The sequence below is a fragment of the Pelomonas nitida genome, from assembly GCF_043555975.1.
Taxonomy (GTDB): Bacteria; Pseudomonadota; Gammaproteobacteria; order Burkholderiales; family Burkholderiaceae_C; genus Pelomonas; species Pelomonas nitida.
This window is the reverse complement of sequence record NZ_JBIGIA010000004.1, coordinates 278,828-305,125: the sequence shown is the minus strand read 5'-3', so window position 1 is coordinate 305,125 and position 26,298 is coordinate 278,828. Positions and strand designations below refer to the sequence as shown.

Below are 26,298 nucleotides of genomic sequence, written 5' to 3'. Positions count from 1 at the left end.
GATGTAACAGGACATTGAATTTGTTCACAGCGAAAACCCTTATCTGCACCGATGATTCGGGGATGCAAAACCGTAGACGCTTTCACCAGCTCGCCCTCGCCAGCCTGACGCTGCCGATGGCGTTGACCGCCAGGGCCCAAGAACGCCGCGCCATCGTGCTCGGCCAGTCCGCGCCGCTGACGGGCCCCGCTGCACAACTGGGCCTGCAAATGCAACTCGGCGCCAAGGCCTATTTCGAAGCCGTCAATTCGGCTGGCGGCGTTGGCGGCATGCCCATCGTGCTCAAGACGCTGGACGACGGCTACGACCCAGCGCGCTGCAAGGCCAACACCGAGAAGTTCATCCAGGACGACGTGTTCGCCCTGTTCGGCTACGTCGGCACGCCCACGTCGGTGGCCGCGCTGCCGTTGGTCAACTCCGCCAAGATTCCCTTCGTCGCACCGTTCACGGGCGCCGAAGTGCTGCGCGATCCCTTCAACAAGCTGGTCTTCCACGTCCGCGCGTCGTACTACGACGAGACCGAACTCATCGTCAAGCAGCTCACGCAGCTGGACCTGAAGAAGATCGCCATCTTCCACCAGAACGACTCCTACGGTCAGGCCGGCCTCAAGGGCGTGCAGCGCGCGCTGGAAAAGCGCGGCCTGCAACCCACGGCCGTCGCCACCGTGGAGCGCAACAGCGTCGACGTGGCCGCTGCCGTCAAGACGATCGCAGCCGTGCAGCCTGACGCCGTCGTGCAGATCAGCGCCTACAAGAGCTGCGCCGCGTTCATCCGCGAAATGCGCAAGGGCGGCTATTTCGGCCAGTTCTACAACGTGTCGTTCGTCGGCACCCAGGCCCTGGCCGACGAGCTCGGCAAGGACGCCGCCGGCATCGTCGTCTCGCAGGTCATGCCGTCGCCCTTCGGCGCCACGGCGGGCCTCGTCAACGACTACCAGCAAGCCTTGCAGAAGGTGGACCCCAAGGCGGAACCGAACTACGGCAGCATGGAAGGCTATGTCGCGGCCCGCGTCATGGTGGACGCCCTGCGCCGCCTGGGCGGCAAGCTCAATCGTGACGCCCTGATCGCGGCTCTGGAAGGCCTGTCCGGCTACGACGCGCGCGGCTACCGGCTGAACTTCGGCCCCAACAAGCACAACGGCTCGAGCTTCGTCGAGCTGTCGATGCTGACCAGCGACGGCAAGGTCAAGCGCTGACCTCCCACCGCACGCCTCTCGCGGGCGTGCGGTATGACGCGCCAGGCCCAACAAGATCCTGTCGCTGAAACGTCTTGTATCGACGCTGACACAAAGCGGCATCAACACAGATACCGCTTTGCCTGAGCATGGCGGCCATCACGCCCCGGAGTCTCCCGTGCGCCGCCTTTCTCCAAGCACCTGCTTCCCCGTCCTGCTCGCGCTCATCGCGACGATCGCCCTGCTGGCCCTCGTGCTGGGGGCCATGCCCGCGCGCGCAGCGACATCCACCGACACCGACACCGACGAACCCCGCGTCATCGTCAAGTACAAGGCGCTGGGCCCGCTGATGCGGATCGCGAGCGCCCGCGGTGACCGCGGGCCGCAGCAGGCCGCCACGCTGGCCGGGCGCCAAGGCCTGGGCCTGCGCGACGGCCACATGATCGATGCGCGCAGCCAGGTCATCCACGGCAGCAAGGGCATGACGTCCGCCGCGCTGGCCGCCAAGCTCGCCCAGGATGCCGACGTCGAGTACGCCGTGCCGGACGTTCGCCGCCACGCGCTGGCCCTGCCCAACGACCCGCTGCTGCCGGCCAGTTCCGCGGCCGCGCTCGCCGCCGGGCAGTGGTATTTGCAACCAGCCGATTCGACGCTGGTCGCCGCCATCAACGCGGTCGGCGCATGGAGCCTGACCACAGGTTCCAGCAGCATCGTCGTCGCAGACATCGACACCGGTGTGCTGACGAACCACCCGGACCTCATCAACAAGCTGCTGCCCGGCTACGACTTCATCGCCGACACGGCCACCGCTGGTGACGGCGGCGGCCGTGAAGCGGACGCCACCGACCCGGGCGACTACACCATCGCCGACCAATGCGGCACCGGCGAAAAAGCCACCAGCAGCAGCTGGCACGGCACGCAGACCTCCAGCATCATCGGCGCGCAGACCAACAACGGCGTCGGCATGGCCTCGGTGGGCTACGACGTGAAGATCCTGCCGGTGCGCGTGCTCGGCAAGTGCGGTGGCTACGACTCCGACATCATTGCCGGCATGCTGTGGGCCGGTGGCGTGTCCAGCACGCCCACGAAGAACCCCAACCCGGCCAAGGTGCTCAACCTCAGCCTGGGCGGCACCGGCGTTTGCACGTCGGCCTACCAGGACGCCATCAACCAGCTCATCGCCGCCGGCGTCACCATCGTCGTCGCCGCCGGCAACGAAGAAGGCCTGCCCGTCGGCGTGCCGGCCAACTGCACGGGCGTCATCGCCGTGGCAGGCTTGCGCCATGTCGGCACCAAGGTCGGCTTCTCCAACATCGGCCCCGAGGTCAGCATTGCCGCGCCAGGCGGCAACTGCGTGAATGCGACCGGTGCCTGCCTCTACCCCATCCTGACCGCCACGAACACCGGCACCACGCTGGCAGGCACCAACACCTACAGCAACAGCACCAACTACTCGGTGGGCACCAGCTTCGCAACGCCGATGGTGGCGGGCGCGGCAGCCCTCATGCTGTCCGTCAACCCGACGCTCAAGCCCGCGCAGATCAAGTCGCTGCTGCAATCCAGCGCGCGCAGCTTCCCCGCGCAGCCGGCGGGCAGCACCATCCCCGCCTGCAAGGCGCCCACCAGCACGGCGCAGGACGAGTGCTACTGCACCACCTCCACCTGCGGCGCCGGCATGCTGGACGTCGGCGCGGCCGTGGCCGCTGCGGCCGGCACGGCCACCCCGACCGCCAGCATCAGCGCGAGCGCCACGACCGTGACGGCCGGCAGCACCATCACGCTGGACGGCAGCGCCTCCACCGCCACCGGCAGCCGCACCATCGCCAGCTACGCCTGGAGCATCACCAGCGGCGCCGGCTTCGCGAGCTTCAGCGGCTCGACCAACACGGCCACGGCCAGCCTCAAGACCAGCGCCCCCGGCAGCGTGACGGTGCAGCTCGTCATCACCGACAGCGCCGGCACGCAGGCCACCAAGACGCAGACCCTCACCGTCACCGCGCCGGCCGCGCCGACCGTGACGATCGTTGCGTCGGCCACCGCGGTGGCGGCCGGCACGGCCGTCAGCTTCGACGGCAGCGGCAGCAAGCCGGCCACGGGCCTGTCCATCGCCAGCTACCAGTGGACGGTGGCGCCCGCCAGCAATCTCGCCACGTTCACGACGGCGACGAACACGTCGTCCGCCACGGTGTCGACGCTGGGCAGCGGCAGCGGCACGTTCACCGTCACGCTGACCGTGACCGACTCGCTGGGCCAGACCAGCAGCGCCAGCAGCACGGTCACCGTGACGGCGCTCGCGCCCACCGCCAGCATCAGCGCGTCGGCAACGACCGTGACGGCAGGCAGCAACGTGACGCTGGGCAGCACCGGCTCCAGCGCACCGAGCGGCCGCACGCTGACGGGTTATCAGTGGAGCCTCACCAGCGGCAGCGGCATCGCTGCGTTCAGTGGCAGCACGACGGGCCAGACGGCGACCGTGACGACCAGCGCGGCCGGCAGCTTCACCGTGCAGCTGACGCTGACCGACAGCAGCGGCGCGCAGGCCTCCAAGTCGCAGACCATCACGGTCACCACGGCCGGCACGACCAGCACCACCGGCTCCACCAGCAGCAATTCGGACAGCGGCGGCGGCGCGATGTCGGTGCTGTGGCTGCTGGGCCTGGCCCTGTCGGCCGGCCTGCTCGGCACCGCAGCGCGCCGCCAGAAGCCGCGCCAGCCCGCCGCGGCCGCGCCGGCCCGTCGCTGACGACGGCACGGGCCGGCAAGGCCCGGACAGCGGCGGTCGCCCCGGCCGCCGCTGCGTCGGCAAGGCTCAGGGCGCCGGTGGCTCGATGGGCTCCACCGTCACCGCCACCTTCAAGGTCGCCACGCCGCCACCACGCAGCACCCCGCGCAGTGGCGCCACATCGGCGTAGTCGCGGCCCCAGGCCAGCGTGACGTGGTCCAGCCCGGCAGGCACGTCGTTGGTCGGGTCCAGCGCCAGCCAGCCCTGCTCCGGGCACCAGATCTCGGCCCAGGCATGCGACGCATCGGCACCCACCAGCTTCGGAGCCCCCAGCGGCGGGCGCGTCAGCAAATAGCCCGACACATAGCGCGCCGCCAGCCCCAGCGAGCGGCAGGCGGCGATGAAGACATGGGCGAAGTCCTGGCACACGCCGCTGCGCTGCGCGAGCGCGTCGGACGCGCGCGTCGCCACCGTCGTGCTCTGAGGCAGGTAGCGCAGGTCGGCGTGGATCTGGCTCATCAACGCCAGCCCTCCGGCGGCCAGCACGCGGCCGGGCGGGAAAGCTCGGCGGCCATAGGCGGCCAGCGCGTCGTCGGGCGCGGCGTAGGTGGACGCCAGCGCGAATTCGTCGGCCTCCTGCAGCGGCCGGCCGGCGCGGTAGCGCAGGCTGCGCGCCACGGCCTCCCAACTGGGCCCGCGCTCGGCGTCGGGCGCCGGGCGATCCGTCAGTTCGGCGATGAACCGGCTGTCCACGACCAGCTTCTCGTGAACCCGCGCATGGCCAAAGCTCAGGTGACGGTTGCCCCAGGGGTCGCGGCGCAGATGACGCGCCAGCTCGGCGGCGTCCAGCTCCAGGCCCTCGACGCCCCAGCCATCGGGCAGCGGGTCGATGTCCAGCCGCCAGCCACTGACGTGCTGCCAGGGCGTGTCCTGCGGCGCCAGGCAGGCGGCGTGGTGGGCCCATTCCACCGAGTCGTCGTACGTGTACTCGGTGACGTGATGGACGGCGAGGCGCACGCTCATTGCCACACCCGTTGTTCGGCGCCGATGACATGCGCGAAATAGCGCTGGCTGATGAGGCTGGACAGCTCGCCCGCCTGCAACGCGGCACGCCGCAGGTGCTGGACCAGTGCAGGCCCGGGCGCCGCGAGCTCGGCCAGCGGCCAGGCGTCAGGCACCGGAAGGTCGGCCGCGATCTCGGCAGCCCAGCCCGGGTCATGGCGAGCCAGCTTGGCGAACCGCTCCCTCAGCGTGCGCGCCACCCAGGCCAGCGAGCGCGGGTTGTCGGTGTTGTGCACCAGCAGATGCAGCAGCGGCGGCGCCTCGCGCCGGGCCTGGAACTGCGCGCGGTAGGTGATGGTGGAATCGAACACGCCCAGCAGCAGCGCGAAGCCGTCCTCGCTGAGCGCCAGGCCTTGCTCGAAGGACTCCGCCAGCACGTCGGCGTGAAAGGACAGCCGCTCGATCTGCCGGCCGATGGACAGCAGCCGCCAGCCGTCGTCACGGGTCATGCGGTCGGTCTGTGCGCCGGTGATGGCCGCGAGATGCGTGTCCACCCGCCCCAGCACATTCAACACGTCGGTCAGCGGCACGGCACTGCCCGAACGGTCGAGCACGGCGCGCAGTTGCGTCTCGAACTGCGCGGCGGTCTCGTGGATCAGATGCCAGGTTTCGGGCGACAGCCGCTCGCGCAGCGACTGCGCGCAGCCCTGCAGCGCCCGCAGGTTCCAGCCGACGCTGCTGATGCCGGATGTCGGCAACAGCGCGGCCAGCAGCGCGCGCTCGAAGCCCCGCGGGTCATCCGCCGCGCGGGGCGCGTTGCCACCCACGAGGCCGTGGCGGCGCGCCAGGGCGTCCAGCAGCGGCAGCATGGGCGGCGGCATGGCACCGCGCTGCACCATGACGCTGGCCTCGATGACATGCCGCGCCAGGCGCGCACTGTTCTCGGCACGCTCGGTGTAGCGGCCCAGCCAGAACAGGTTCTCGGCGGCGCGGCTGGTCACCGTCCAGTGCACGTCGCGCAGGTCGGTGGCCTGCAGGGGTTGCGGCAGCAGCGTGGTGGGGTCCACCTCGCCATCCGTCATGACCCAGGTGTCGGCGCTCAGCGACCCGCGCTGGATGGACAGCCACGCATCGGCCAGCGGGTCGCGGCGCGGCGCCACGCGCGCCAGCCCGCCGGGCAGCACGGTCCAGCCGCCCTGCCCGTCCGTCATGACGTACACGCGCAGCACGGCCACGCGCGGCTCCAGCGCGCCGCGCACCCACACCGGCTGCTTGGTCGGTTTGACACGCGCCTGCAGTGTGTAGGCGGTGGGGTTGGCATCGATGCGTGCGGCCAGCGCCTGCAGCCCGGTGGCGTCGAGCTCGGCCGCGACGACGGGGTTGAAGCTCAGCGTCGTGGGGCTGGCCGAGAAGGTGGGCACGACGACGAATTCCGCCAGGCGGGGGCGCAGCGTCTGCCAGGCGCTCTCCTCGCCGCACCACCAGCTCTGGATCGCGGGCAACACCAGCTTCTCGCCAAACAAGGCCTCGGCCACACCGGGCCAGAAGGCCGTGAGGCCGGGGCTTTCCAGCCAGCCGGCCCCTGGCACGTTGGCAATGACAACCTCGCCGGCGCGCGCTGCCTGCAGCAAGCCCGGCACGCCGAGGATGGAGTCGGGCCGCAGTTCCAGCGGGTCCAGCCAGGTGTCGTCGACACGGCGCAGCAGCACATGCACGCGCTCCAGGCCCGCCAGCGTCTTCAGGTAGACCTTGTCGCCACGCACGGTCAGGTCAGCGCCTTCCACCAGCGTGATGCCCAGGTAGCGCGCCAGGAAGGCCTGCTCGAAATAGGTCTCGTTGCGCGGCCCCGGCGTCAGCAGCGCGACGCGGCTGCGCTCGCCGGCGGGCGAGAGCTTGGTCAGCGCCTGGATGAAGTCGCGGTAGCTCGCCGCCAGCCGCTGCACGGCCATCTGGCGGAAGGCCTCGGGGAACTGCTGCGCGATGATGAGGCGGTTCTCGAGCACATAGCCCAGGCCCGACGGCGCCTGCGTGCGCTGCCCGACCACCCACCAGTGGCCGTCGGCGCAGCGCGTGAGGTCGAAGGCCTGCACATGCAGGTGCACGCCCCCCGGCGGGCGGCTGCCGTGCATGGCCCGCAGGTATTGCGGGTCGGCCAGCACGAGCGATGCGGGCAGCAGCCCGTCGCGCAGCAGGCGGCGCTCGCCGTAGATGTCGGCCATCACGGCATCGAGCAGCCGCGCGCGCTGGATGGCACCGGCCTCGATGTGGCGCCACTCATCCGGATCGATGAGCATGGGCAGCAGTTCCAGCGGCCAGTGGCGCGCCAGCGGAGCCGCCTCCAGGCCGCCCTGGCCGGGCAACGGCGGGCCGTCGCTGTGCACGTTGTAGCTCGCGCCATCTTCCAGCACGCGGCGCTGCACGCGCAGCGCCTTGGCCGACAGCTCCTGCCAGCCCACCGCGCCGCCGGCTTCAAAGAAGCGTTGCCAGCGCAGCGCGGGCCCGGCCTGCGGCTCGCCGGGGCGATTGACCTGGCCCGTCAGCTCGTAGAAATGGCCGTCACGGCTGCGCAGCGCGCTGGACGCGGCCTGCGCCAGCGGATCGGGCGCGGCGGGAGCCTCCGGCTCATCGGGGAGCAGGCTCCACTGGCTGGGCGTGAGCTCGGGCATGAAGAGGAATCGCGGGTGGGTGGGCATTGTCAAGCAAGGCCCGAGCCCCCGCCGACGCCGGCACCGGCTTCACGATGCATTTGCCGCAGTTGCCGCGCGCACCACCACGCATGCCCGGCGCACGAACCGGCCGCCGCCCAGCGGCTGGCGATGGCGCTCAGGCCAGGAAGGCCCGCAGCACGCGCTCGGCGGCGACGGGGTCGTCGCGCCAGGCGCCATGGCCCACGCCGGGGAAGCGCTCGAAGCCCGCCACCCATTGCGGCGGCAGCGCAGCGACGATCTCGGCGGCATCCTCGGGCGGCGTGACCGGGTCTTCCTCGCCGGCCATCACCAGCACCGGGCACTGCACCCGCGCCAGCCCGGGCCGCAAGTCCATGCCGGGCAGCTCGGTGCGCGTGTGTTCGAACAGGATCTCGGGGTTGAACTGCATCCACCCGCCCGCATCCGGGTGCTTGGGCTGCGTGTTGTAGAGGTGGCGGCAATGCCGCTCGTAGGCCGCCCAGGTGTCGGGGCCCGGACGCTCCCAGAACTCACGCGTCGCCGCAGCAGCCTCGGGCCCGCCGAGCCGCCCGAAGTGGTGCACCTTGCGGTCCAGGCCGAAATGGTGCGACGTGCTGGACAGCACCACCTTGCGCGGATGCGCCGGGTGCCGCGCCAGATAGCGCTGCGCAACGAAGCCGCCGAAGCTCTGCCCCAACACGATGGGCTTCACGATGCCCAGCACATCGCACAGCCGCACGACGTCGTCGGCCAGCGTATCGAGCCGGCATTCGCCCAGCGGCCTGGCGCTGCTGCGGCCGTGACCACGCTGGTCGAAGTAGACGATCTGGCACAGGTCGGCAAAGCGGCTGAAGAAAGGCCGGAACGCGGTGTGGTCGAAGCCGGGGCCACCGTGGATCAGCACCAGCGTCGGTTTCTCGCGCAGGCTGCGGCCGTCGGGGACATGCCCCAGGCCTTCGATGTCGACGAACAGGCGGACGCCGGGTTGGATTTCGATGTGCATGGCTGGGTTGGCAAGCGGCCCGCCGCGGCCGCGCGCTCCAGGAGCGGCGGCCACGGCGGCGCAGGTGAAGTTCGGTCCCGGCAGGATACGTGGTGCCGATCCACCCAGAACGAAAACTCCAGCCTGCATCACTGCCGGCCCGGGCGGGCCAGCTCAGCGCTTGCTGCGCTGCGCGCTCGCCGCCGTGGCAGCGGCCGGATCGCCCACGATGATGCCGCGGCCATTGGTGCCGAGGTACACGCGCCCGAAGGTGCGAGGGTCGCCGGTCAGCGCATCTCCGGCGTTACCCCATTGATGCTGGTCATCGTTCAGGCGCACCCAGCTCTGGCCCGTATCCACCGAGCGGAACAAGCCCGACACACCGCTGACCTTGCCGAACAGGTAGAGCGCCGGGTAGGTCTGCCCGGCGGCCGCCTTGCCGAAGCCGATGTTCGTCGCCAGCTGCACCCCCGGCACGGTGACGAAGCTCGCGCCCCCGTCGGTCGAGCGCCACAACCCGGTCTCGCCGCCCAGCCAGACATGCCCTGCAGCGCCCGGCACCGCCTTGAACTGCACCTTGCCCGAGGCGGGCAGGCCGGCGGCTGCGGTGGCCGAGAACTTGGCCCCGCTGTTCGTGCTGACGTAGAAGCTGCCGGCCGAGTAGGCGTAGAAGCGGCCCGCCGTGGCGCGGTCCGAGCGGACCAGTGCACCGGTGGGAACGCCCGTCGACGTGCTCCACGAGCTGCCACGGCTGGTGGAGTACACCACCGGCGCGCCTGCGGGGCTCCAGACGAAGGCGTTGCCGTCGGCACCGACGGCGATGGTGCCGCTGCTGGCGCCGCCGCTGGGCTCCTGCCCCTGGTACCAGGTGTTGCCCCCGTTGTCGGTCACGCCAATGCGGTTGACGTTGGGGTAGGCCTGCTTGTCGACCTGGCCCACACGCGCCATGACCCCGGGCACCAGCTCCGCGAAGTCGATGCTGCTGTTGCCGCTGAGCGTCGGTGTCGTGAACATCAGCGACGGCACCACCGTGAGGTCGTCGTGGCGGAAGCCGGCGACGTCGAACATCGCCGAGAACAGGGGCGCGCCCGACGGCGGGCTCACCAGGTCCAGCACGGCGGTTTCCTCCAGGCCCTTGACCATCGGCTTGATGGTGATCTGCGCCCCGCTCCTGTCCCAGTTCAGCAGGTTCTCACTGCCGTACAGCGTGGCACCCGTGCCGTACATGAAGCGGTTGGAGTCGAACGGGTCGATCTCCATGGCTTCGTTCATCCAACCAAGCTTGGGGCTGACCTCGGGCGCCACGGGAGATGCGCCGAAGGTCAGCCATGGCACGCTGGAGATGTCCATCGTGTAGCGGAAGCTGCGCGAGGGATAACTGCTCCAGTCCCAGGCGCGCGTCCAGGTCTGGCCGCCGTCCGTCGTGCGGAAGAACTGGGCATCGGGCCACCAGGAGATCTGCGTGCCCACCATCAAGACCTTGGGGTTCTGCCGGTCGATGGTCAGGCCGGTGTAGCCGAAGTAGTCGTCGCTGCTGGTTGACGGCACCGGGCTGATGCGCGTCCACACGCCGCTGGCCGCTTCGAACTTCCACACATCGCCCTTGGCGCCGTCATACGGCCCGCCGGTGTCGCTGGTGGCGATGTAGAGGATGCCGTTGATCGGGTCGTAGACCCCTTTGTGCGGGATGTAGCCCACCGGCTGGCCGGGCACCAGTTGCCAGCTGGCCCCGGCGTCCGTGGACCGGTAGATGCTGTTCTGCTTGTCAGCAACGCCGACGTACATCGTCCTGGTCGCCGACCCCGTGCTGCCACTGCTGGGATCGAAGGTGACCCAGACGATGCCCTGCGTGTCGCTGCCATAGCCCGACGTGTCGGTTGGATCGGCGGCGTAGTTGCCCACGTTGGGGAAGTTCGCCACCACCTTCCACGTCGCTCCGGAGTCCGTGCTGCGCCACAGGCCCTTGCCGCTGGGCGCGCCGAAGTACAGCACGCTGGAGAGATTCGGGTCGACGGTCAGGCGCTCACCCATGCCGCGCCCCGGCATGTTGCCGCCCAGTTTGAACGGCAGGGGTGTGGCAGCCCAGGTCTGCCCCTGGTCACTGGAGCGCAGAATCGCGCCGTTGTTGGGGTCCCACGAGTTGGTATACATGCCCACTGCGGCGTAGACGCGCTTCGCGTCACGCGGGTCGGCCGCCACGGCCACCACGCCGTTCCAACCCCATTTGTCGGCGCCCACCCAGTCCAGCAGCGGCGTCCAGTCCTTGGACGTCGGATTCCAGCGGTACAGCCCACCGATGTCCGTGCGCGCATAGATCAAGTCCTTCGCGGCCTGACTGAACACGATGCCGGAGATGAAGCCCCCACCGTCCACGCGAACGTTGCGGAAGGAATAGGGCGCGGGGCTGGGGGTGGGGGCCGGTGTCGGCGCGGGTGTTGGGGCTGGTGTCGGTGCCGGGGTTGGTGCTGGCGTCGGCGCGGGAGTTGGTGCTGGCGTAGGAGCCGGCGTGGGTGCAGGTGTCGGCGCTGGTGTCGGCGCGGGCGTGGGTGCTGGCGTGGGCGCAGGTGTCGGGGCCGGCGTGGGGGCCGGCGTCGGCGCAGGTGTCGGGGCTGGCGTGGGTGCCGGCGTGCCGTCCGCACAGAAGCCAATACCCGTCAGCGTTGCATTGGCGGCGATGGTCTTGTTCCAGGCCAGGCCACTCAAGCTCAGGCTGCTGCCAGACTGCGCCCATTGCGCACTCCAGACGTTGTTGACCTTGCCGCCGATGGTGAGCGAGCCGCTCCAGTCCACCGCCACGCTGTTGGGGTTGCGAACGGTGACCGACGCACAGTAGCCGGCGGGCCACTGGCTGTTCAGCACGTAGCTGAGGGTCACAGGGCTGGGCACCTGGGCCGACGCCGTGGCCGCAAGGCCTGCGGCCACCAACGCCAAGGTCAGGGTGGAAATCACGGGGATCGATTTGCGCATGGATGTCTCCTCCTGGTTGATGGAGCGTGGATCCCCGCAGCCCGGAGGTAGGAGTCCTCCAGTCGAGCGCACTGCAGACCCGCTCACAAATCGTAGCCAGAGGTCATATCGCCCCGCCAGCCCCACAAATGCCATGCCGACTGCAAATCAGGGGTTGAGTTAGGGATGCCCATCCCTGGACATCTCCGCACGGGTCTGAACAGGCCAGGTCCCCGTCATTCACGCCACCGCGCCGGCAGGTCATGCCGTTGCCGAAACCCAGTTGCTGCGCCCAACAGCGGTCACGCCGACCTGATTGATGGCGCACGCCTGCACCGCGCCCCGTGCCGCCTCGGGCACCGGCGCGGGTCACAGAGACACGACCGTCAGCTCGCCTTGCGCAAGTCCAGCGTGAACGGGAACTCCAGGCTGCGCTGCGGCTCGCCGGCCAGCACGCGGCCGGGCGTGTGGCCCATGGCCACGAAACGGGCGAGGCGCCGGCTCTCGGCCTCGTAGGCGTTGACGGGCAGCGTCGCGTAGTTGCGGCCGCCCGGGTGGGCCACCGAGTAGCGGCAACCGCCCAGCGATCGCTGCTGCCAGGTGTCGACGAGGTCCACCGTCAGCGGGGCATGGATGCCGATGGTCGGGTGCAGCGCCGAGGCGGGCAGCCACGCGCGGTAGCGCACGCCGGCGACGAACTCGCCGACGCGGCCCGTGGGCTGCAACGGCAGCGGCACGCCGTTGACGGTGATGCGGTGGCGCGGGTCGATGAGGCCGCTGACATGCACCTCCATGCGTTCCAGCGACGCGTCCACATAACGCACCGTGCCACCGGCCGAGCCCTCCTCGCCCATCACATGCCAGGGCTCCAGCGCGCCACGCAGCGTGACATGCACGCCGCGCGCCGCGAACTCGCCGAACTTCGGGAAGCGGAACTCGACATGCGGCGCGAACCAGGCCGGGTCCAGCGCGTAGCCTGCCTCGGCCATGTCCTCCAGCACGTCGGCGAAGTCTTCGCGGACGAAATGCGGCAGCAGCCAGCGGTCGTGCAGCTCCGTGCCCCAGCGCACCAGCGGCGTCTTGTAGGGTGTCTTCCAGAACCGCGCGACGAAGGCGCGCAGCAGCAGTTGCTGCACGACGCTCATACGCGCGTGCGGCGGCATCTCGAAGGCGCGCAGCTCCAGCAGCCCCAGGCGGCCGGTGGTGGAGTCGGGCGAGTAGAGCTTGTCGATGGAGAACTCGCTGCGGTGCGTGTTGCCGGTCACGTCCACCAGCACGTTGCGCAGCGTGCGGTCCACCAGCCACGGCGGCATGGCCTCGCCGAAGCGCTGCTCGGCCTTGAAGATCTCGCCCAGCGCGATCTCCAGCTCGCGCAGTTGGTCGTTGCGCGCCTCGTCCACGCGCGGCGCCTGGCTGGTAGGGCCAAGGAAGAGGCCGCTGAACAGGTAGCTCAAGGACGGGTGGTTATGCCAGTAGGCGAGCAGCGAGGCCAGCAGCGTCGGCCTGCGCAGGAAGGGGGAGTCCGCCGGCGTGGCGCCGCCCAGCACGAAGTGATTGCCGCCGCCGGTACCGGTGTGGCGCCCGTCGATCATGAACTTCTCGCTGGACAACCGCGTGAGCCGGGCCGCCTCGTACAGGAACTCGGTGTGCTCCACCAGTTCGCCCCAGTTGTGCGCCGGGTGGATGTTGACCTCGATGACGCCGGGGTCCGGCGTCACCTGCAGCACCTTCAGCCGCGGGTCGCGCGGCGGCGGGTAGCCCTCCAGCACCACCTTGAAGCCGGTGTCCTCGCAAGTGGCTTCCACGGCCGACAGCAGTTCCAGGTAATGCTCCAGCTTCTCCAGCGGCGGCATGAACACATACAGCACACCGCTGGCCTCGCCCTGCGCCTCGGCCTGCGGGCCGTTGGCGCGCCGCGGGTCGCGTGCCTCCACGCACAGCGCCGTACGGGTGATCCAGTGCGCGCTCTCCTGCCGGTCCGGCGCCGTCTCGTTCACCGCGCGCGCGGCGGCGGGCCAGGGCGAATCGCCGGGCGCAAATCCACCCAGGCCCGCCCCTGACCCGCCGCCGTCTCGCCACGCCGACGGGCCGCCCGATGTGACGCCTTGCACCTGGGCTTTCAGCGCCGCCGCCGCGGGCAGCATGCCGCGGGGTGCGAACGGGTCCTGCTCGATCAAATAGGGATAGTCGCCCTTGCTGACCCAGGGCAGCGAATCCAGTGGCAGCCGCCACCCCATGGGCGAGTCGCCGGGGTGCAGATAAAGGCGGTCATCGCGCAGGAACCACGGCCCGGTCTGCCAGCGCGTGCCTGCCAGCGTCGGCGCATCGCTGGCATGACGCAGCGGCAGCACATACCCGACGACATGCGACAGCCCTTGCTCGAACACGCGGCGCAGCCGCGCGCGCTCCATCTCGTCGTCCAGCTGCGAGGTGAAGGGGTCGACGTTGACGGGCAGGCGGCGTTCACGCCACAGGTAGTAGAAGGTGTCCTCGTAGCCGGGGCGCACATGGGTGTCCGCCACGCCCAGCCGGCGCGTGAGCGCGGTCATGAAGGTCTGCGCGTGCTCGCTCGTGTAGGCATGGCCCTCGCGCTCGTCGGCAAACCAGTCGGGGTTGCGCCAGCAGGGCTGGCCGTCGGCGCGCCAGTAGATGGACAGCGCCCAGCGCGGCAGCTGCTCGCCGGGGTACCACTTGCCCTGCCCGAAGTGCAGGAAACCGCCCTGCCCGTACTCGTCACGCAGCCGGTGCGTCAGCGCCTGGGCGTAGAGCCGCTTGGTGGGCCCGAGCGCCTCGGTGTTCCACTCCGGCGCGTCGCGGTTGTCGATGGCGACGAAGGTGGGCTCGCCGCCCATCGTCAGCCGCACGTCGCCCGCGATCAGCTCGCGGTCGACGCGCTCGCCGAGCTTCAGCACGGCGGCCCACTGCTCGTCGGTGTAGGGCTTGGTCACGCGCGGCGACTCGAAGATACGCGTGACGCTCATCTCGTGGCCGAACTCCACCTCGCTCTCGTCCACCGCGCCGCTGATGGGTGCCGCACTGCCGGGCGTGGGCGTGGCCGCCAGCGGAATGTGGCCTTCGCCGGCCAGCAGGCCGGACGTCGGGTCCAGCCCGATCCAGCCGGCCCCGGGCAGGTAGACCTCGCACCAGGCGTGCAGGTCGGTGAAGTCCACCTCCGTGCCGCTGGGGCCGTCGAGCGACTTCTCGTCGGGCGCGAGCTGGATCAGGTAGCCCGACACGAAGCGCGCCGCCAGCCCCAGGTGGCGCAGCAGTTCCACCAGCAGCCAGCCGGAGTCGCGGCAGGAGCCCGACGCCTTGCTGAGCGTGTCCTCCGGGGTCTGCACGCCGGGCTCGAGCCGGATGAGGTAGGACACGCTGCGCTGCACGCGCTGGTTCAGCTCGACGAGGAAGTCGATGGTGGCGCGCTCGGTGCGCGGGATGTCCTTCAGATAGGCGGCCAGCAGCGGCGTGGCGGGGCCGGCCTGCAGATAGGGCGCCAGCTCGATCTGCTGGGCCTCGTCGTACGCGAACGGGAAGGTCTGGGCGTGCGGCTCCAGGAAGAAGTCGAACGGGTTGTAGACCGCCATCTCGGCCACCAGGTCCACCGTGACGGTGAACTCGGTCGTCTTCTCGGGGAAGACGAGCCGCGCGAGGTAGTTGGCGAAGGGGTCTTGCTGCCAGTTGATGAAGTGGTTGGCCGGCTCGATCCGCAGCGAGTAGCTGAGGATGGGCGTGCGGCAGTGCGGCGCGGGGCGCAGCCTGATGACCTGCGGGCCGAGCGCGACGGGGCGATCGTATTTGTAGCGGGTGACGTGTTTGAGGGCGACGTGGATGCTCATGCGTGGGTCACCGCGCCGTTTGGCGGGCGCTCATTCCAAGTTTGGTTGAATGCCAAGTCCCATGCCGGGATTTCGCCCCGGCGGGCGACCTACTTTCTTGCGCGCGCAAGAAAGTAGGCAAAGAAGGCGCCCCTGCAAAGCCGCCCCAACGCTGCGCGTCGGGGTCCCCTGCGATGCTCGAAGCCCAGGGCCGCGCCCAACTCGCTTCGTTCACTGCGCTCACTTCGCTCAGACAAAGGGGCGCGAAGTCAGTCGTTGAAGCGCGCTGCGCGCGCGCCCTGGCCCTCTGCGCTTCTCGGCGGTTTTGAAGGGGAAGACCCGAAACAGCCGAACAGCCGAAACAGCCGACAGCCAAACCCATAAGCCGGCTGGCGCCGGCCATTCCATCACCCCCCCTCTGAGCCCGCCGAGCAGCGCAAGGGCTGGCGGGCGCGTGCGCAGCACGCTTCAAGCACTGACTCCGCGCAACTGTTTGAGCGCAGCGTAGCGAAGCGAGTTTTGCGCGGGCCCGCAAGGCCTGAGCAGCACAGGGCAGCCCGCTGCGAAGCAAAGGGCCGGGCGGATCGGGGGCGACTTTTTGCCTACTTTTTGGTCGCTCAAAAAGTAGGTCGCCCGCCGGGGCGAATTCCCGGCACGAGGCAACGAACGTTGGAGCTGCCGGCAACGCCTCCCCCATCACCAGCCCTCAAGCCGAAGGCACCAGGAAGTCCTGGCTGATCCGCGCACCGAGATCCGCCACCTCGGCGAGGAAACGGTCCAGGAAAGGATGCAACCCTTCCGCCAGGATCTCGTCGATGCGCCCGAAGGCCAGCCCGGCCTCCAACCGACCGGCGCGCCGCAGCGTCTCCGCCGACTGCGGGTTCGCCACACGCTTGAGGTTCGCATGCATGCGCGTGATGCAGTGCGACAGCGAGCGCGGCATGTCCGAGCGCAGGATCATCAGCTCGGCCACCTTGTCGGGCTGGATGACATTGCTGTAGACCTTGCGGTAGATCTCGAACCCCGACACCGAGCGCAGCACGGCCGACCAGTAGTAGAAGTCGCGCGCGGTGTCGTGCCCCGCATCGTCTGCGTCCACCTGAGCCTGCTCCTGGCGATAGAACTTCACGTCCAGCAGCCGCGCGGTGTTGTCGGCGCGCTCCAGGAAGGAGCCGATGCGGATGAAGTGGAAGGCCTCGTCTTGCAGCATCGTGCCCACCGTCACGCCGCGCGACAGGTGCGAGCGGTACTTCACCCACTCGAACAGCTGCGACGGGTCGCGCGCCAGCGCCCCTTCGCGCAGCAGGCGGCGGAACTCCAGCCAGGTCTGGTTCATCGTCTCCCAGACCTCGGTGGTCAGAGAGCCCCGCACCGCACGGGCGTTCTCGCGCGCCGCACGCAGGCAGTTGAAGATGGACGAGAGGTTGTTCTCGTCGGCCACCATGAACTCCATGACGTTGCGGGCGTTGATCACCGAGTACTTGGCGCCGTACAGGCCATTCAACTCGGAGATCGACACCAGGCTGCGCCAGGTCTGCAGCGACTCGTCGGCCGACTGGGGTTGCAGCGAGGTCTGGTAGGCGATGTCCAGCATGCGCGCCGTGTTTTCGGCCCGCTCGATGTAGCGGCTCAGCCAAAACAGATGGTCAGCGGTCCTAGACAACATAAGACAACTCCTGATCGCCTGCTGCAGAGCCCGTGAAAATTGACGTAGGCCGATGGGCGGACAGGGCTTGTCGCGCAAACAGAATCGGCTGGCGAAATGTGGACGTGAAAGTCATGAGATCCCTGTTCATCATCATTGCCGTGGGCGGCGTCGCATACCACTTCTCGGACGCCAGATCACCCAACCGGATCGCATCGCTGCTCATGCCGCTGGTTTTCTCGTTGTGTCTCCTTGCTCTCTTCGTCTGGATCTACGCCAAGTCGCGCAAACGCGCGGATCAACGCGCTGATCCGGCAGATTCCGGAGCGCCGTGGTTTTGTTCAGGAGGTGTTTTGGGCGATCACGACGACTGAGCTCATCGCACCCGAAAAAAATACGTTCAGGCTTCCATTGCATCGCGTCAGTCCTCCAACACCCAGGTGTCCTTGGTCCCGCCGCCCTGGCTGCTATTGACCACGAGCGATCCCTCCTTCAACGCCACGCGCGTCAGCCCGCCCGGCACCATGCGCACCGTCGAGCCCGACAGCACGAAGGGTCGCAGGTCAATGTGACGGGGAGCCACGCCGCTTTCGACGAAGGTCGGGCAGGTGGACAGTGACAGCGTCGGCTGCGCGATGTAGTTGCCCGGGTTCGCGACGAGGCGCGCCCGGAAGGCCTCGATCTCGGCCTTGGTGGCCGCCGGCCCGACCAACATGCCGTAGCCGCCAGCGCCATGCACCTCCTTCACGACCAGCTCGCCCAGATGCGCCAGCGTGTAGGCCAGGTCTTCCTTCTCGCGGCAGACGTAGGTGGGCACGTTCTGCAGGATGGGCTTCTCGCCGAGGTAGAACTCGATCATCTTCGGCACATAGGGGTAGATGGACTTGTCGTCCGCGATACCCGTGCCGATGGCGTTGCTCAGCGTGACCTTGCCGGCCTTGTAGGCGTTCACCAGCCCCGCGCAGCCCAGTTGCGAGTCGGCGCGGAAGACCTGCGGGTCGAGGAAGTCGTCGTCGATGCGGCGGTAGATCACGTCCACGCGCTTGGGGCCGCGCGTGGTGCGCATGTAGACGAAGCCGCCGTCGACGAACAAGTCCTGACCCTCGACGAGCTCCACGCCCATCTGCTGCGCCAGGAAGGCGTGCTCGAAATAGGCCGAGTTGTACATGCCCGGCGTCATGACGACGACGGTGGGGTCGGCCACGCCGGGCGGCGCCACGCTGCGCAGCGTGTCCAGCAGCAGGTCGGGGTAATGGGCCACCGGCGCGATGCGGTGCTGCACGAACAGCTCGGGGAAGAGCCGCATCATCATCTTGCGGTTCTCGAGCATGTAGCTCACGCCACTGGGCACGCGCAGGTTGTCTTCCAGCACGTAGTAGTGGCCGCTGCCGTCGGCATGGCCGGCGCGCACGATGTCCACCCCAGCGATGTGGCTGTAGACGCCGCCGGGCACGTCCACGCCCATCATCTCCTTGCGGAACTGCGTGTTCTTCAGGATCTCGTCGGCCGGCACGATGCCGGCCTTCAGGATCTCCTGGTCGTGATAGACGTCGTGGATGAAGCGGTTCAGCGCCGTCACGCGCTGCGCCAGGCCGGCCTGCATGGCGGTCCATTCGGCCGCCGGAATGACCCGCGGGATCAGGTCGAAGGGGATGAGGCGCTCGGTGCCCTCGCCCGAATCCTTGTCGCCATAGACCGCGAAGGTGATACCCACGCGGCGGAAGATCAGCTCCGCCTGTTCGCGCCGTTCGCGCATCAGCGACTCGGGCTGCTCCGCCAGCCAGCGGGCATAGGCGTCGTAGTGGGCGCGGGTGACGGGCCCCGCTGCGTTCATTTCGTCGAAAGCGGTCTGCATCGTTGCTCCTCTCCTGAGCACCGATGCAAATTCCGCACCCACCGGACATGCCGGCCCTGGTGCACACCAGCCCTGCCGCAGTGCATGCAAACCCAAGGCTGGCGCATCGGCGCACCACGGTTATACCGGGTGTCGCCGATCATTCAGCGTCTGATCAAAAACGTAACTGCAGACCCGTGCTGACCGCGCGGCCCGGTTGGGGCGACAGATCGCGGATGGTCGGCACCGCCGTCGCGTTGTAGGCCAGCTTGTTGCCGAGGTTGTCGAGCTTGAGATACCAGAGTGCGTCGACCTTGTCCCAGTGCAGCTGGCGGGCCAGGCTCAGCCTGACCGTGCCGTAACCGGCCGTGGCGGTGTCGAACTGGGCCACGCGCGTCTGGCGTGCCGCGCCGCGCCATTCCAGCGCACCCGACCAGTCGCCCTGCCGCGCTTCAACGCCCAGCATGGCGCGCAGCGGCGCCAGGCGCGGCAGCGGCTCGCCGGTCTGCGTGTTTTCGCCGCGCACGGCATCCAGCTGGCTCAGCAGCGCGACGGACGGATGCAGTTGCCACCGGCCCTCGAACTCGACGCCACGCAAGCGCGCCGGCACGGCCTGGAAGGCGTAGACCGGCACGGCCTCGCCGTCGTTGTCGGCCTCGGCACCGGTGGCCTGCAGCGCGATGTAGTTGGAAAAACGCGTCTCGTAGACGTTGACGTGCACATGGCTGCCGTCGCCCTCCCACTTCAGGCCGAGGTCCGCACCCTTGGAGCGCTCCAGGCCCAGATTGGCGTCGCCGACCTCGAAGGCCGCGCTGGCCACGTGCAGACCGTTGGCGAACAGCTCGTAATAGGCCGGCGCGCGCTGCGTACGGTTGAGGTTGGCGCTGACGCTCCAGGCCGGGCTCAGTGGCAGCACGCCGCTGAACGCCAGGCTGAGGGGACTGAAGCGACGCGACTGGGCCGGGCCGAAGCGGTCACCGCCGTCGGAGTCCACCGTCACGTGCTCGGTGCGGGCGCCGGCCGACCAGTCCACGCCACCCAGGCGGGCCTGCTCCAGCACGAACACGCCGGTATTGCGTGTGCGCGTGCTGGGCACGAAGGCCTCTTCACCCAGCGCCGAGAAGTCCAGTGACTCGGTCTGCAGGCCCACCAGACCCTTGACCGGGCCCCATGGCGTCGAAACGGCCGCGTGCTCCACCTCCAGCCGCCCGTCGGTGCCGGTGCTCTTGAAGGTGGTGCCCACCTCCGCTCCCTCCATCTCGGTGTGCTCGTAGCGGTTGCGGCTGGCTTGCCAGCTGATGCGGTGGACGGGGCCGTCCGTCGTGGCCCATTCGCCCGACGTCGCCAGACGCTGGCGCTGCATGCGGATGGTCACGTCTTCCTCGGCCGTCGTGCCGTAGTTGGTGTGGAAGTCATCCACCGACACACCCGCATAGCCGCCCTGGAAGAACACCGAGCCGCCCACCGCCCCGCCGTGGCTGCGCGCGGCGGAGTTGCGCACGCTGGTGCGGCTCTCACCCTCGCTGTCGAAACGCGGCGCGCGCTGGTCGTCGGCGTCGCGGCCGGCGAGGTCCACATGCCAGCCGACACCCGCGTTGGGCTGGCCGGAGCCGCCGTCCAGCACCACGGCGCCGCTCTTGTCGTTGCTGGCGCCGCCCAGGCGCACCTCGGCCGCGCCGCTCAGGCCCTGGATCAGCGTGCGCGGGATGCGGTTGTCCAGCGTGTTGACGACGCCGCCCACCGCATTGCCGCCGTACAGCAGCGCCGCCGCGCCGCGCAGCACCTCGACCTTGTCGATGACCAGCGGGTCGATGGCCACGCCGTGGTCGAAGCTGAGGTTGGACGCATCCACCGACGCGCCGGAGTTGCTGAGGATGCGCACCCGGTCGCCATCCAGCCCGCGGATGCTGGGCCGGCTGGCGTTGGGGCCGAAGTTGGTGGCCGCCACGCCGGGCAGGCCCTGCAGCGTGTCGCCCAGGTTGGCCGCGCGGGTCAGCACGAGTTGGTCGCCGGACAGCGAATCGCTGGGCTGGGCCAGCACCTGGCTCTTCAAGGGGTTGCCGGTGACGACGACCTTGTCGAGCGATTCGGCCGGATCGGCCTGGGAGGGAGTGACGAAAACAGACAGGCAGGCGGCGGCCAGCGGCGCCAGGGCAAAGGAACGCATGAGGAAACTTCCACGAGAAAACGCAAACACCCGCGCCCTGTCAGCAGGGCACGGGAAGGCTTGAGGTTCAGGCGGAAGCAGGCGGCGCGCGCGCCGGCGGCAGGCCCAGGCTGACGACCCGGGCGGGTGCGAAACGCGCCACGCTGGGCGCGGCGTGCACGGCCGGGCAGGCCGCCAGCGCCGGCGGCTCGGCGGCCGGGGCGCCCGCGGCCAGATGCGCCGCCGTCAGGCAGAGGTCGCAGTGGACGAGATCCACCAGCCCGTCGTCGGGCCGGTCGTCCAGGTGCGAGATCGCGTGCATGCCCGCCATCGCCTGGGCGATGGGCAGCAGCAGGGCCAGCCACAACAGCCAGCTTCGGGCGATACGACGCATGTTCACGGCCCGAATCCTAAACTCCCCCTCTTACCGAGCCTGAAGTCACGCTGCCATGAAGCTCATCGAATCCATCCTCGCCGACGCCCCAGCCCTCACGGCCATCCGCCGCGACCTGCACAAGCACCCCGAACTCTGCTTCCACGAGCAGCGCACCGCCGACGTCATCGCGCAGGCATTGACCGACTGGGGCATCCCCGTCCACCGGGGCCTGGGCACCACCGGCGTCGTCGGCATCGTCAAGGCCGGCACGTCGGACCGCGCCGTCGGCCTGCGCGCCGACATCGACGCGCTACCGATGACCGAGCGGAACCAGTTCCCGCACGCCAGCAGCTACCTGGGCCGCATGCACGCCTGCGGCCACGATGGCCACACCGCCATGCTGCTGGCCGCCGCCAAGCACCTGGCCACGCACCGCAACTTCGACGGCACGGTCTACCTCGTGTTCCAGCCCGCCGAGGAAGGCGGCGGCGGCGCCCGCGAGATGATCAAGGACGGCCTGTTCGAGAAGTTCCCGATGGAGGCCATGTTCGGCGCCCACAACTGGCCAGGCATGAAGGCCGGCCAGTTCGCGCTGAAGAGCGGCCCGGTGTTCGCCAGCAGCAACGAATTCAAGATCACGCTCAAGGGCAAGGGCTCGCACGCCGCCATGCCCCACCTGGGGCTGGACCCGGTGCCGGCCGCCTGCCAGCTCGTCACGGCCTTCCAGACCATCGTCAGCCGCAACAAGCGGCCCATCGACCCGGGTGTGATCTCCGTGACGATGATCCATGCCGGCGAGGCGACCAACGTCGTGCCCGACTCGGTCGTGCTGGAAGGCACCGTGCGCACCTTCACGCTGGAGTTGCTGGACCTGCTGGAGCGCCGCATGAAGGACATGACCGAGCAGCTGGCCGGCGCCTTCGAGCTGACGGCCGAGTTCGAGTTCCACCGCAACTACCCGCCCACCATCAACCACGCGGCAGAGACCGAGTTCGTGCGCCGCGTGCTGACCGACATGGTCGGCGCCGACAACGTGCAGGAGTTCGAGCCCACCATGGGCGCCGAGGACTTCAGCTACTACCTGCTGGACAAACCCGGCTGCTACTTCCTCATCGGCAACGGCGACGGCGAACACCGCAGCGGCGGCCATGGCATGGGCCCCTGCACGCTGCACAACCCCAGCTACGACTTCAACGACGACCTCATTCCCCTCGGCGGCTCGATGTGGGTCAGGATGGCTGAGGCTTGGTTGGCCCCTCGCCCAGCCGAGCCCCGCTGAACGCGGGCGCGTCTGGCCGGTCCCCCGAGGGGACGGCGATGCTCGCGGCATCGCGCTGCGAGCACATCGCCTGACGGGCCGGCTTGGGCGCGGCCCTGTGCTCGGCCCGCAACACCGAAGGACACATGAAATGAACCAAGAACAAGTCATCACCGACACCCGCGACTGGGTCGTCAAGGCCGTCATCGGCCTGAACCTGTGCCCGTTCGCGAAGTCGGTGCACGTCAACGAACGCATCCGCTATGTCGTCAGCGACGCCACCGAGCTCGAGCAGTTGCTGAAGGACCTGGCCCGCGAACTGCTGGCGCTGAATCGCGCCGACCCGCTGGAGGTCGACACCACGCTGCTCATCCACCCCGGCGTGCTGACCGACTTCCTGGCGTTCAACGACTTCCTCGACGCCGCCGATGCGCTGGTGGAAGAGCTCAAGCTCGACGGCATCCTGCAGATCGCCGACTTCCACCCCGACTACCAGTTCGACGGCAGCGAGCTCGACGACATCGGCAACTACAGCAACCGCTCGCCCTACCCCACGCTGCACCTGCTGCGCGAGGAGAGCATCGAGCGCGCCGTCGAGTCCATGCCCGACACCGCCGCGATCTACGAGAACAACCTCGAAACGCTGGACAAGCTGGGCATCGACGGCTGGCGCGCCCTGGGGCTCAAGACCGGCCGCTGAGCCGCACGCGGTGTGCAGCCCAGGCGCCCCGTCATTCCTTGAGCCAGGACAGGCTGCCGCTGCGCTTGGGCGAATTGGCCCGCGTGCGAAGCACGGCATCGAAGCCGCTCTTGCCGCCGTTCCAGATGGCTGTCAGCAAGCTGACAACATCCTCCCGCGAGTAGACCTCCAGGTCGGGGCGGAACTGCTTGATCGCCGCCGCCAGCATCTCGCGCGGCAACTCCTGATGGGTGGCCAGCGCCACCAGCATGGCGGCGTGGAGGTCCGGCCAGCCGGCGCACACGGCCTGAATGCGCCGCAGCGCCTCTGCGGGCGGCGCCCGATGTCCGGGGAGAACCCAGACCAGTTCGGCGTCGTCGCTGTCATCTTGTGTGGCATCGCTCATCGTCTGTCTCCTGGCACCGAGGGTTTCTCATGAGTCGATCGCCGCGTCAATGATTTGGCATACATCGGCTTGCAAAATGGGCGAAGAGTTGCCGATTCCACCTCACCTGACGCCGCAATCATGCGGCAAACTTCACGGTTGCTCACGTGCCTGCCACCATGCAACCCAAGACCCTCGCCCTGATCGATGACGATGCCGAGTACTCGGAGTTTCTGGCTCAGTACCTGCTGGAGCAGGGTATCGCGGTCAGCCGTTTCGACGACAGCAACGCGTTGCTGGCCGCGCCCGACGCGTTCTCGTTTGACTTCTACCTCGTAGACCTGATGCTGCCCGGCGTCAACGGCGTGGAGCTGATCAAGATCCTGCGCCGCCGCTCCGACGCCGGTGTCGTCGTCGTGTCGGGCCGGCTGGGCCCCGAGGTGTTCCGCGAGGTCATCACGGCCGGCGCCGACATGTACCTCGTCAAGCCCGTGCAGTTCGAGCAGATCTCGCTGGCCATTGCCGCCGTGCAGCGCCGCGTCGCCAAGCCCACCGCCGCTGAAGCCGCCTGGAAGCTCGACCGCCTCAGCGGTGAACTCATCGTTCCCGACGGCACGCGCATCCAGCTCAGCGAGGCCGACCGACAGCTGCTCGAATGCTTTGCCCAGGCCGGCGGCGAACCGGTCACGCGCGAGGCGCTGTTGAACCGTCTGGGCCGCGAGGCCCCCGACGGCGAGGCCGACGACGGCCTGTCAGCCACCATCTACCGGCTACGCCGCCGCATCGAGCGCGCCACGCCCACGCTGGTGCCGCTGCAGAGCAAGTCGCGCGTCGGCTACGTGTTCCGCGCGCCGCTGCAGGTCGTCTAGGAAGCTGCTTTCAGCACGACCATGTTGCGCCCGCCGCGCTTGGCTTCGTAGAGCGCGACGTCGGCACGCTCGACCAGTGCCTGCGCATCGACATCACCCGGCCACGCCAGCGTCACGCCGCAGCTGACCGTGACCGGGCCGACGCCCGGGAAGGTGGCCGCCGCCACGGTGCTGCGAATCTTCTCGGCCGCCCGCATCGCTTCACGTGCATCGGCCAGCTCCGGCAGCAGCACAGCGAACTCCTCGCCCCCGAAGCGGGCCACGACGTCGGTCGTGCGCACGCAGGACTGCAGCACGGTGGCCAGCTGGCGCAGCACGGCGTCGCCGGCCGCATGGCCGAACTCGTCGTTGATGCGCTTGAAGTGGTCGGCATCCACCAGCAGCAGGCCGTGCACACGGCCGCTCTGGGGGCCGTAGCGACGGTCCAGCGCCAGCGCCTCGGCCAGGCGTGCATCCAGGCTGCGGCGGTTGTGCAGGCCGGTCAACGGATCGCGCGTGGCCAGGTGGGCCAGCGCGGCGTTGGCCGCCTGCAGCTCGGCGGTGCGCTGCGCCACCTGGGCGTCCAGCGTCTGGTTGGCCTCGCGCAGCTCGCGTTCGGTGGCCAGCAGCGCGCGGGCCATGCCGCCCATGGCGTCGCCCAGGCGCGCGAGCTCCCGCACCGCGGCCTGGTCGGGGAACTCCGGCATGCGCCGCTCGGCCTGCACACGTTCGGCCATGCGGGCCAGTTGCTCCACGGGCCGGCTGATACGGCGCGCCAACAGCAGCGCCGCCAGGGTCAGCGCTGCGGCGGCCAGCAGGCCCAGCAGCACCAGTTCGCGTTGCAGCTCCCGCACCGGGCGCAGCGCCAGCGCCAGCGGTTGGCGAACGACGATGCGCCAGCCAAGGTCCGCACGCGTGCGCGCCTGCACCGGCTCTTCCCAGGTCAGGTAGGGCTGACCGTCGATGTCATGCCGGCCCTCGAACCGGCCACTGGCCGGCCGAGGCAGCACGCGGGCATCCGCGGCCTGCGCCACCTTCAAGGCCTGTGGGTAGAGCACGCGGCCCTGCCGATCGAGGATGAGCGCCTCCATGCCGCTGTCGGGGCTGTGCCGCCGGGTGACGCTCTCCACCATGCCGACGACCCAGTGCCACTGCGCATGGGCCGCGACGACGCCGCGCAGCCGGCCCGTGCGGTCGCGGATGGGCGCGGCGAAGTCGATGAACCGCGTGGGCTCGCCGTCGGGCCGCGCCGGGACGAGCGACGCCAGCAGCTTGGCCTCGTGCACGTCGCCCACGTGGGTGTGTTCGCGCCCCTCGATGAACCAGGGCCGATCCGCCACCGAGCGCCCCACGAGCTGCCCGCCGCTGGCCTGCAGCACGGTGCCGTCCGCCGATGCCACACCCATCCACGCGAATTCGTCGTGCTGGGCCATGCGCCGCTCCAGCGAGCCGCGCACGCCGGGCGCGTCGAGCGCGCCTTCGACGAGGTGCGGCGCCGCGCTGAGCAGCTCGATCTCGCGTTCACGGTCGCGCAGCTCGCTGGCCAGCAGCTCGGCGGCGAACTGGGCCGTCGTGCGAACGGCGGTCTGCTGGGCCTCGTGCAGCCCCCGCGTGGCCATCCAGCCCAGGTAGCCGCCCACCAGCGTCAGGATGAGCAGCGCCAGGCCGCCCAGCACCAGGCTGAGTTTCCGCCGCAGGCTGGGCAGACGGCGCACAGGCCGTGACGGGGCATCGTCGTGGGAATCGGGCATCACGGGGTCAGGGAACACAGCCAGAGCACCGAAGTCTAGGAGGCTGTCGGGCTTTGGGCCTGCCGGCC

17 protein-coding genes are annotated in these 26,298 nt (G+C 69.4%); 6 read left to right on the top strand and 11 right to left on the bottom strand.

Features of this window, described 5'->3' with window-relative positions:
* The first annotated feature begins 62 nt into the window (after positions 1-62).
* Both ACG00X_RS07310 and ACG00X_RS07305 read left to right on the top strand, forming a co-directional pair.
* On the top strand, positions 63-1,196 hold the full coding sequence (locus ACG00X_RS07310; protein WP_394487405.1) for an ABC transporter substrate-binding protein: 1,134 nt from the start codon (positions 63-65) through the stop codon (positions 1,194-1,196).
* Positions 1,197-1,353: 157 nt separating this feature from the next.
* Positions 1,354-3,918 carry a S8 family peptidase gene (locus tag ACG00X_RS07305; RefSeq protein WP_394487404.1) on the top strand — a complete coding sequence of 855 codons (2,565 nt, stop codon included), beginning with the start codon at positions 1,354-1,356 and terminating at the stop codon, positions 3,916-3,918.
* A 66-nt stretch (positions 3,919-3,984) separates the two neighbouring features.
* Here the strand turns inward: ACG00X_RS07305 and ACG00X_RS07300 are convergent, their stop codons facing one another.
* From ACG00X_RS07300 to ACG00X_RS07275, 6 genes are all read right to left on the bottom strand, one after another.
* Entirely contained in the window at positions 3,985-4,920 is a 936-nt protein-coding gene (locus ACG00X_RS07300) for a transglutaminase family protein (protein WP_394487403.1), read from the bottom strand.
* Positions 4,917-7,565 (bottom strand): circularly permuted type 2 ATP-grasp protein, encoded by a 2,649-nt coding sequence (locus tag ACG00X_RS07295; protein WP_394487402.1) that lies wholly within the window; start codon positions 7,563-7,565, stop codon positions 4,917-4,919. Before ACG00X_RS07295 ends, ACG00X_RS07300 begins: the two co-directional genes overlap by 4 nt.
* Positions 7,566-7,722: 157 nt before the next feature.
* Positions 7,723-8,568: an alpha/beta fold hydrolase gene (locus ACG00X_RS07290; RefSeq protein ID WP_394487401.1), complete on the bottom strand. Its 846-nt coding sequence runs from the start codon at positions 8,566-8,568 to the stop codon at positions 7,723-7,725.
* 153 nt (positions 8,569-8,721) lie between these two features.
* Complete coding sequence (locus ACG00X_RS07285) at positions 8,722-11,514, bottom strand: cellulose binding domain-containing protein (RefSeq protein ID WP_394487400.1); 2,793 nt, start codon at positions 11,512-11,514, stop codon at positions 8,722-8,724.
* A gap of 365 nt (positions 11,515-11,879) precedes the next feature.
* On the bottom strand, positions 11,880-15,329 hold the full coding sequence (locus ACG00X_RS07280; RefSeq protein WP_394487398.1) for a transglutaminase family protein: 3,450 nt from the start codon (positions 15,327-15,329) through the stop codon (positions 11,880-11,882).
* Positions 15,330-16,014: 685 nt separating this feature from the next.
* Complete coding sequence (locus tag ACG00X_RS07275; protein WP_394487397.1) at positions 16,015-16,974, bottom strand: alpha-E domain-containing protein; 960 nt, start codon at positions 16,972-16,974, stop codon at positions 16,015-16,017.
* Positions 16,975-17,087: 113 nt separating this feature from the next.
* On the opposite strand from ACG00X_RS07275, the gene ACG00X_RS07270 reads away from it, so the two are divergent.
* On the top strand, positions 17,088-17,327 hold the full coding sequence (locus tag ACG00X_RS07270) for a hypothetical protein (RefSeq protein ID WP_394487396.1): 240 nt from the start codon (positions 17,088-17,090) through the stop codon (positions 17,325-17,327).
* Positions 17,328-17,374: 47 nt separating this feature from the next.
* On the opposite strand, the gene ACG00X_RS07265 is transcribed toward ACG00X_RS07270, so the two are convergent.
* The 3 genes from ACG00X_RS07265 to ACG00X_RS07255 all read right to left on the bottom strand — a co-directional run bounded on the left by ACG00X_RS07265 (position 17,375) and on the right by ACG00X_RS07255 (position 21,333).
* Positions 17,375-18,808 (bottom strand): circularly permuted type 2 ATP-grasp protein, encoded by a 1,434-nt coding sequence (locus ACG00X_RS07265; RefSeq protein ID WP_394487394.1) that lies wholly within the window; start codon positions 18,806-18,808, stop codon positions 17,375-17,377.
* 154 nt (positions 18,809-18,962) lie between these two features.
* Complete coding sequence (locus ACG00X_RS07260; protein WP_394487393.1) at positions 18,963-20,954, bottom strand: TonB-dependent receptor; 1,992 nt, start codon at positions 20,952-20,954, stop codon at positions 18,963-18,965.
* Positions 20,955-21,021: 67 nt separating this feature from the next.
* A complete protein-coding gene (locus tag ACG00X_RS07255; protein ID WP_394487392.1) occupies positions 21,022-21,333 on the bottom strand; it encodes a hypothetical protein in 312 nt (103 codons plus the stop codon).
* Positions 21,334-21,382: 49 nt separating this feature from the next.
* Between ACG00X_RS07255 and ACG00X_RS07250 the strand changes: the two genes are divergently transcribed.
* Positions 21,383-22,588 carry a M20 aminoacylase family protein gene (locus ACG00X_RS07250; RefSeq protein ID WP_394487390.1) on the top strand — a complete coding sequence of 402 codons (1,206 nt, stop codon included), beginning with the start codon at positions 21,383-21,385 and terminating at the stop codon, positions 22,586-22,588.
* Positions 22,589-22,718: 130 nt separating this feature from the next.
* Entirely contained in the window at positions 22,719-23,267 is a 549-nt protein-coding gene (locus ACG00X_RS07245) for a DUF1415 domain-containing protein (protein ID WP_394487389.1), read from the top strand.
* A gap of 31 nt (positions 23,268-23,298) precedes the next feature.
* Here the strand turns inward: ACG00X_RS07245 and ACG00X_RS07240 are convergent, their stop codons facing one another.
* Entirely contained in the window at positions 23,299-23,652 is a 354-nt protein-coding gene (locus ACG00X_RS07240) for a hypothetical protein (protein WP_394487388.1), read from the bottom strand.
* A gap of 158 nt (positions 23,653-23,810) precedes the next feature.
* On the opposite strand from ACG00X_RS07240, the gene ACG00X_RS07235 reads away from it, so the two are divergent.
* Positions 23,811-24,500, top strand: coding sequence for a response regulator transcription factor (locus ACG00X_RS07235; RefSeq protein ID WP_394487387.1), 690 nt, complete (start codon positions 23,811-23,813; stop codon positions 24,498-24,500).
* On the opposite strand, the gene ACG00X_RS07230 is transcribed toward ACG00X_RS07235, so the two are convergent.
* Positions 24,497-26,230: a sensor domain-containing diguanylate cyclase gene (locus ACG00X_RS07230; RefSeq protein WP_394487386.1), complete on the bottom strand. Its 1,734-nt coding sequence runs from the start codon at positions 26,228-26,230 to the stop codon at positions 24,497-24,499. The genes ACG00X_RS07235 and ACG00X_RS07230 overlap by 4 nt on opposite strands.
* Positions 26,231-26,298: the final 68 nt, after the last annotated feature.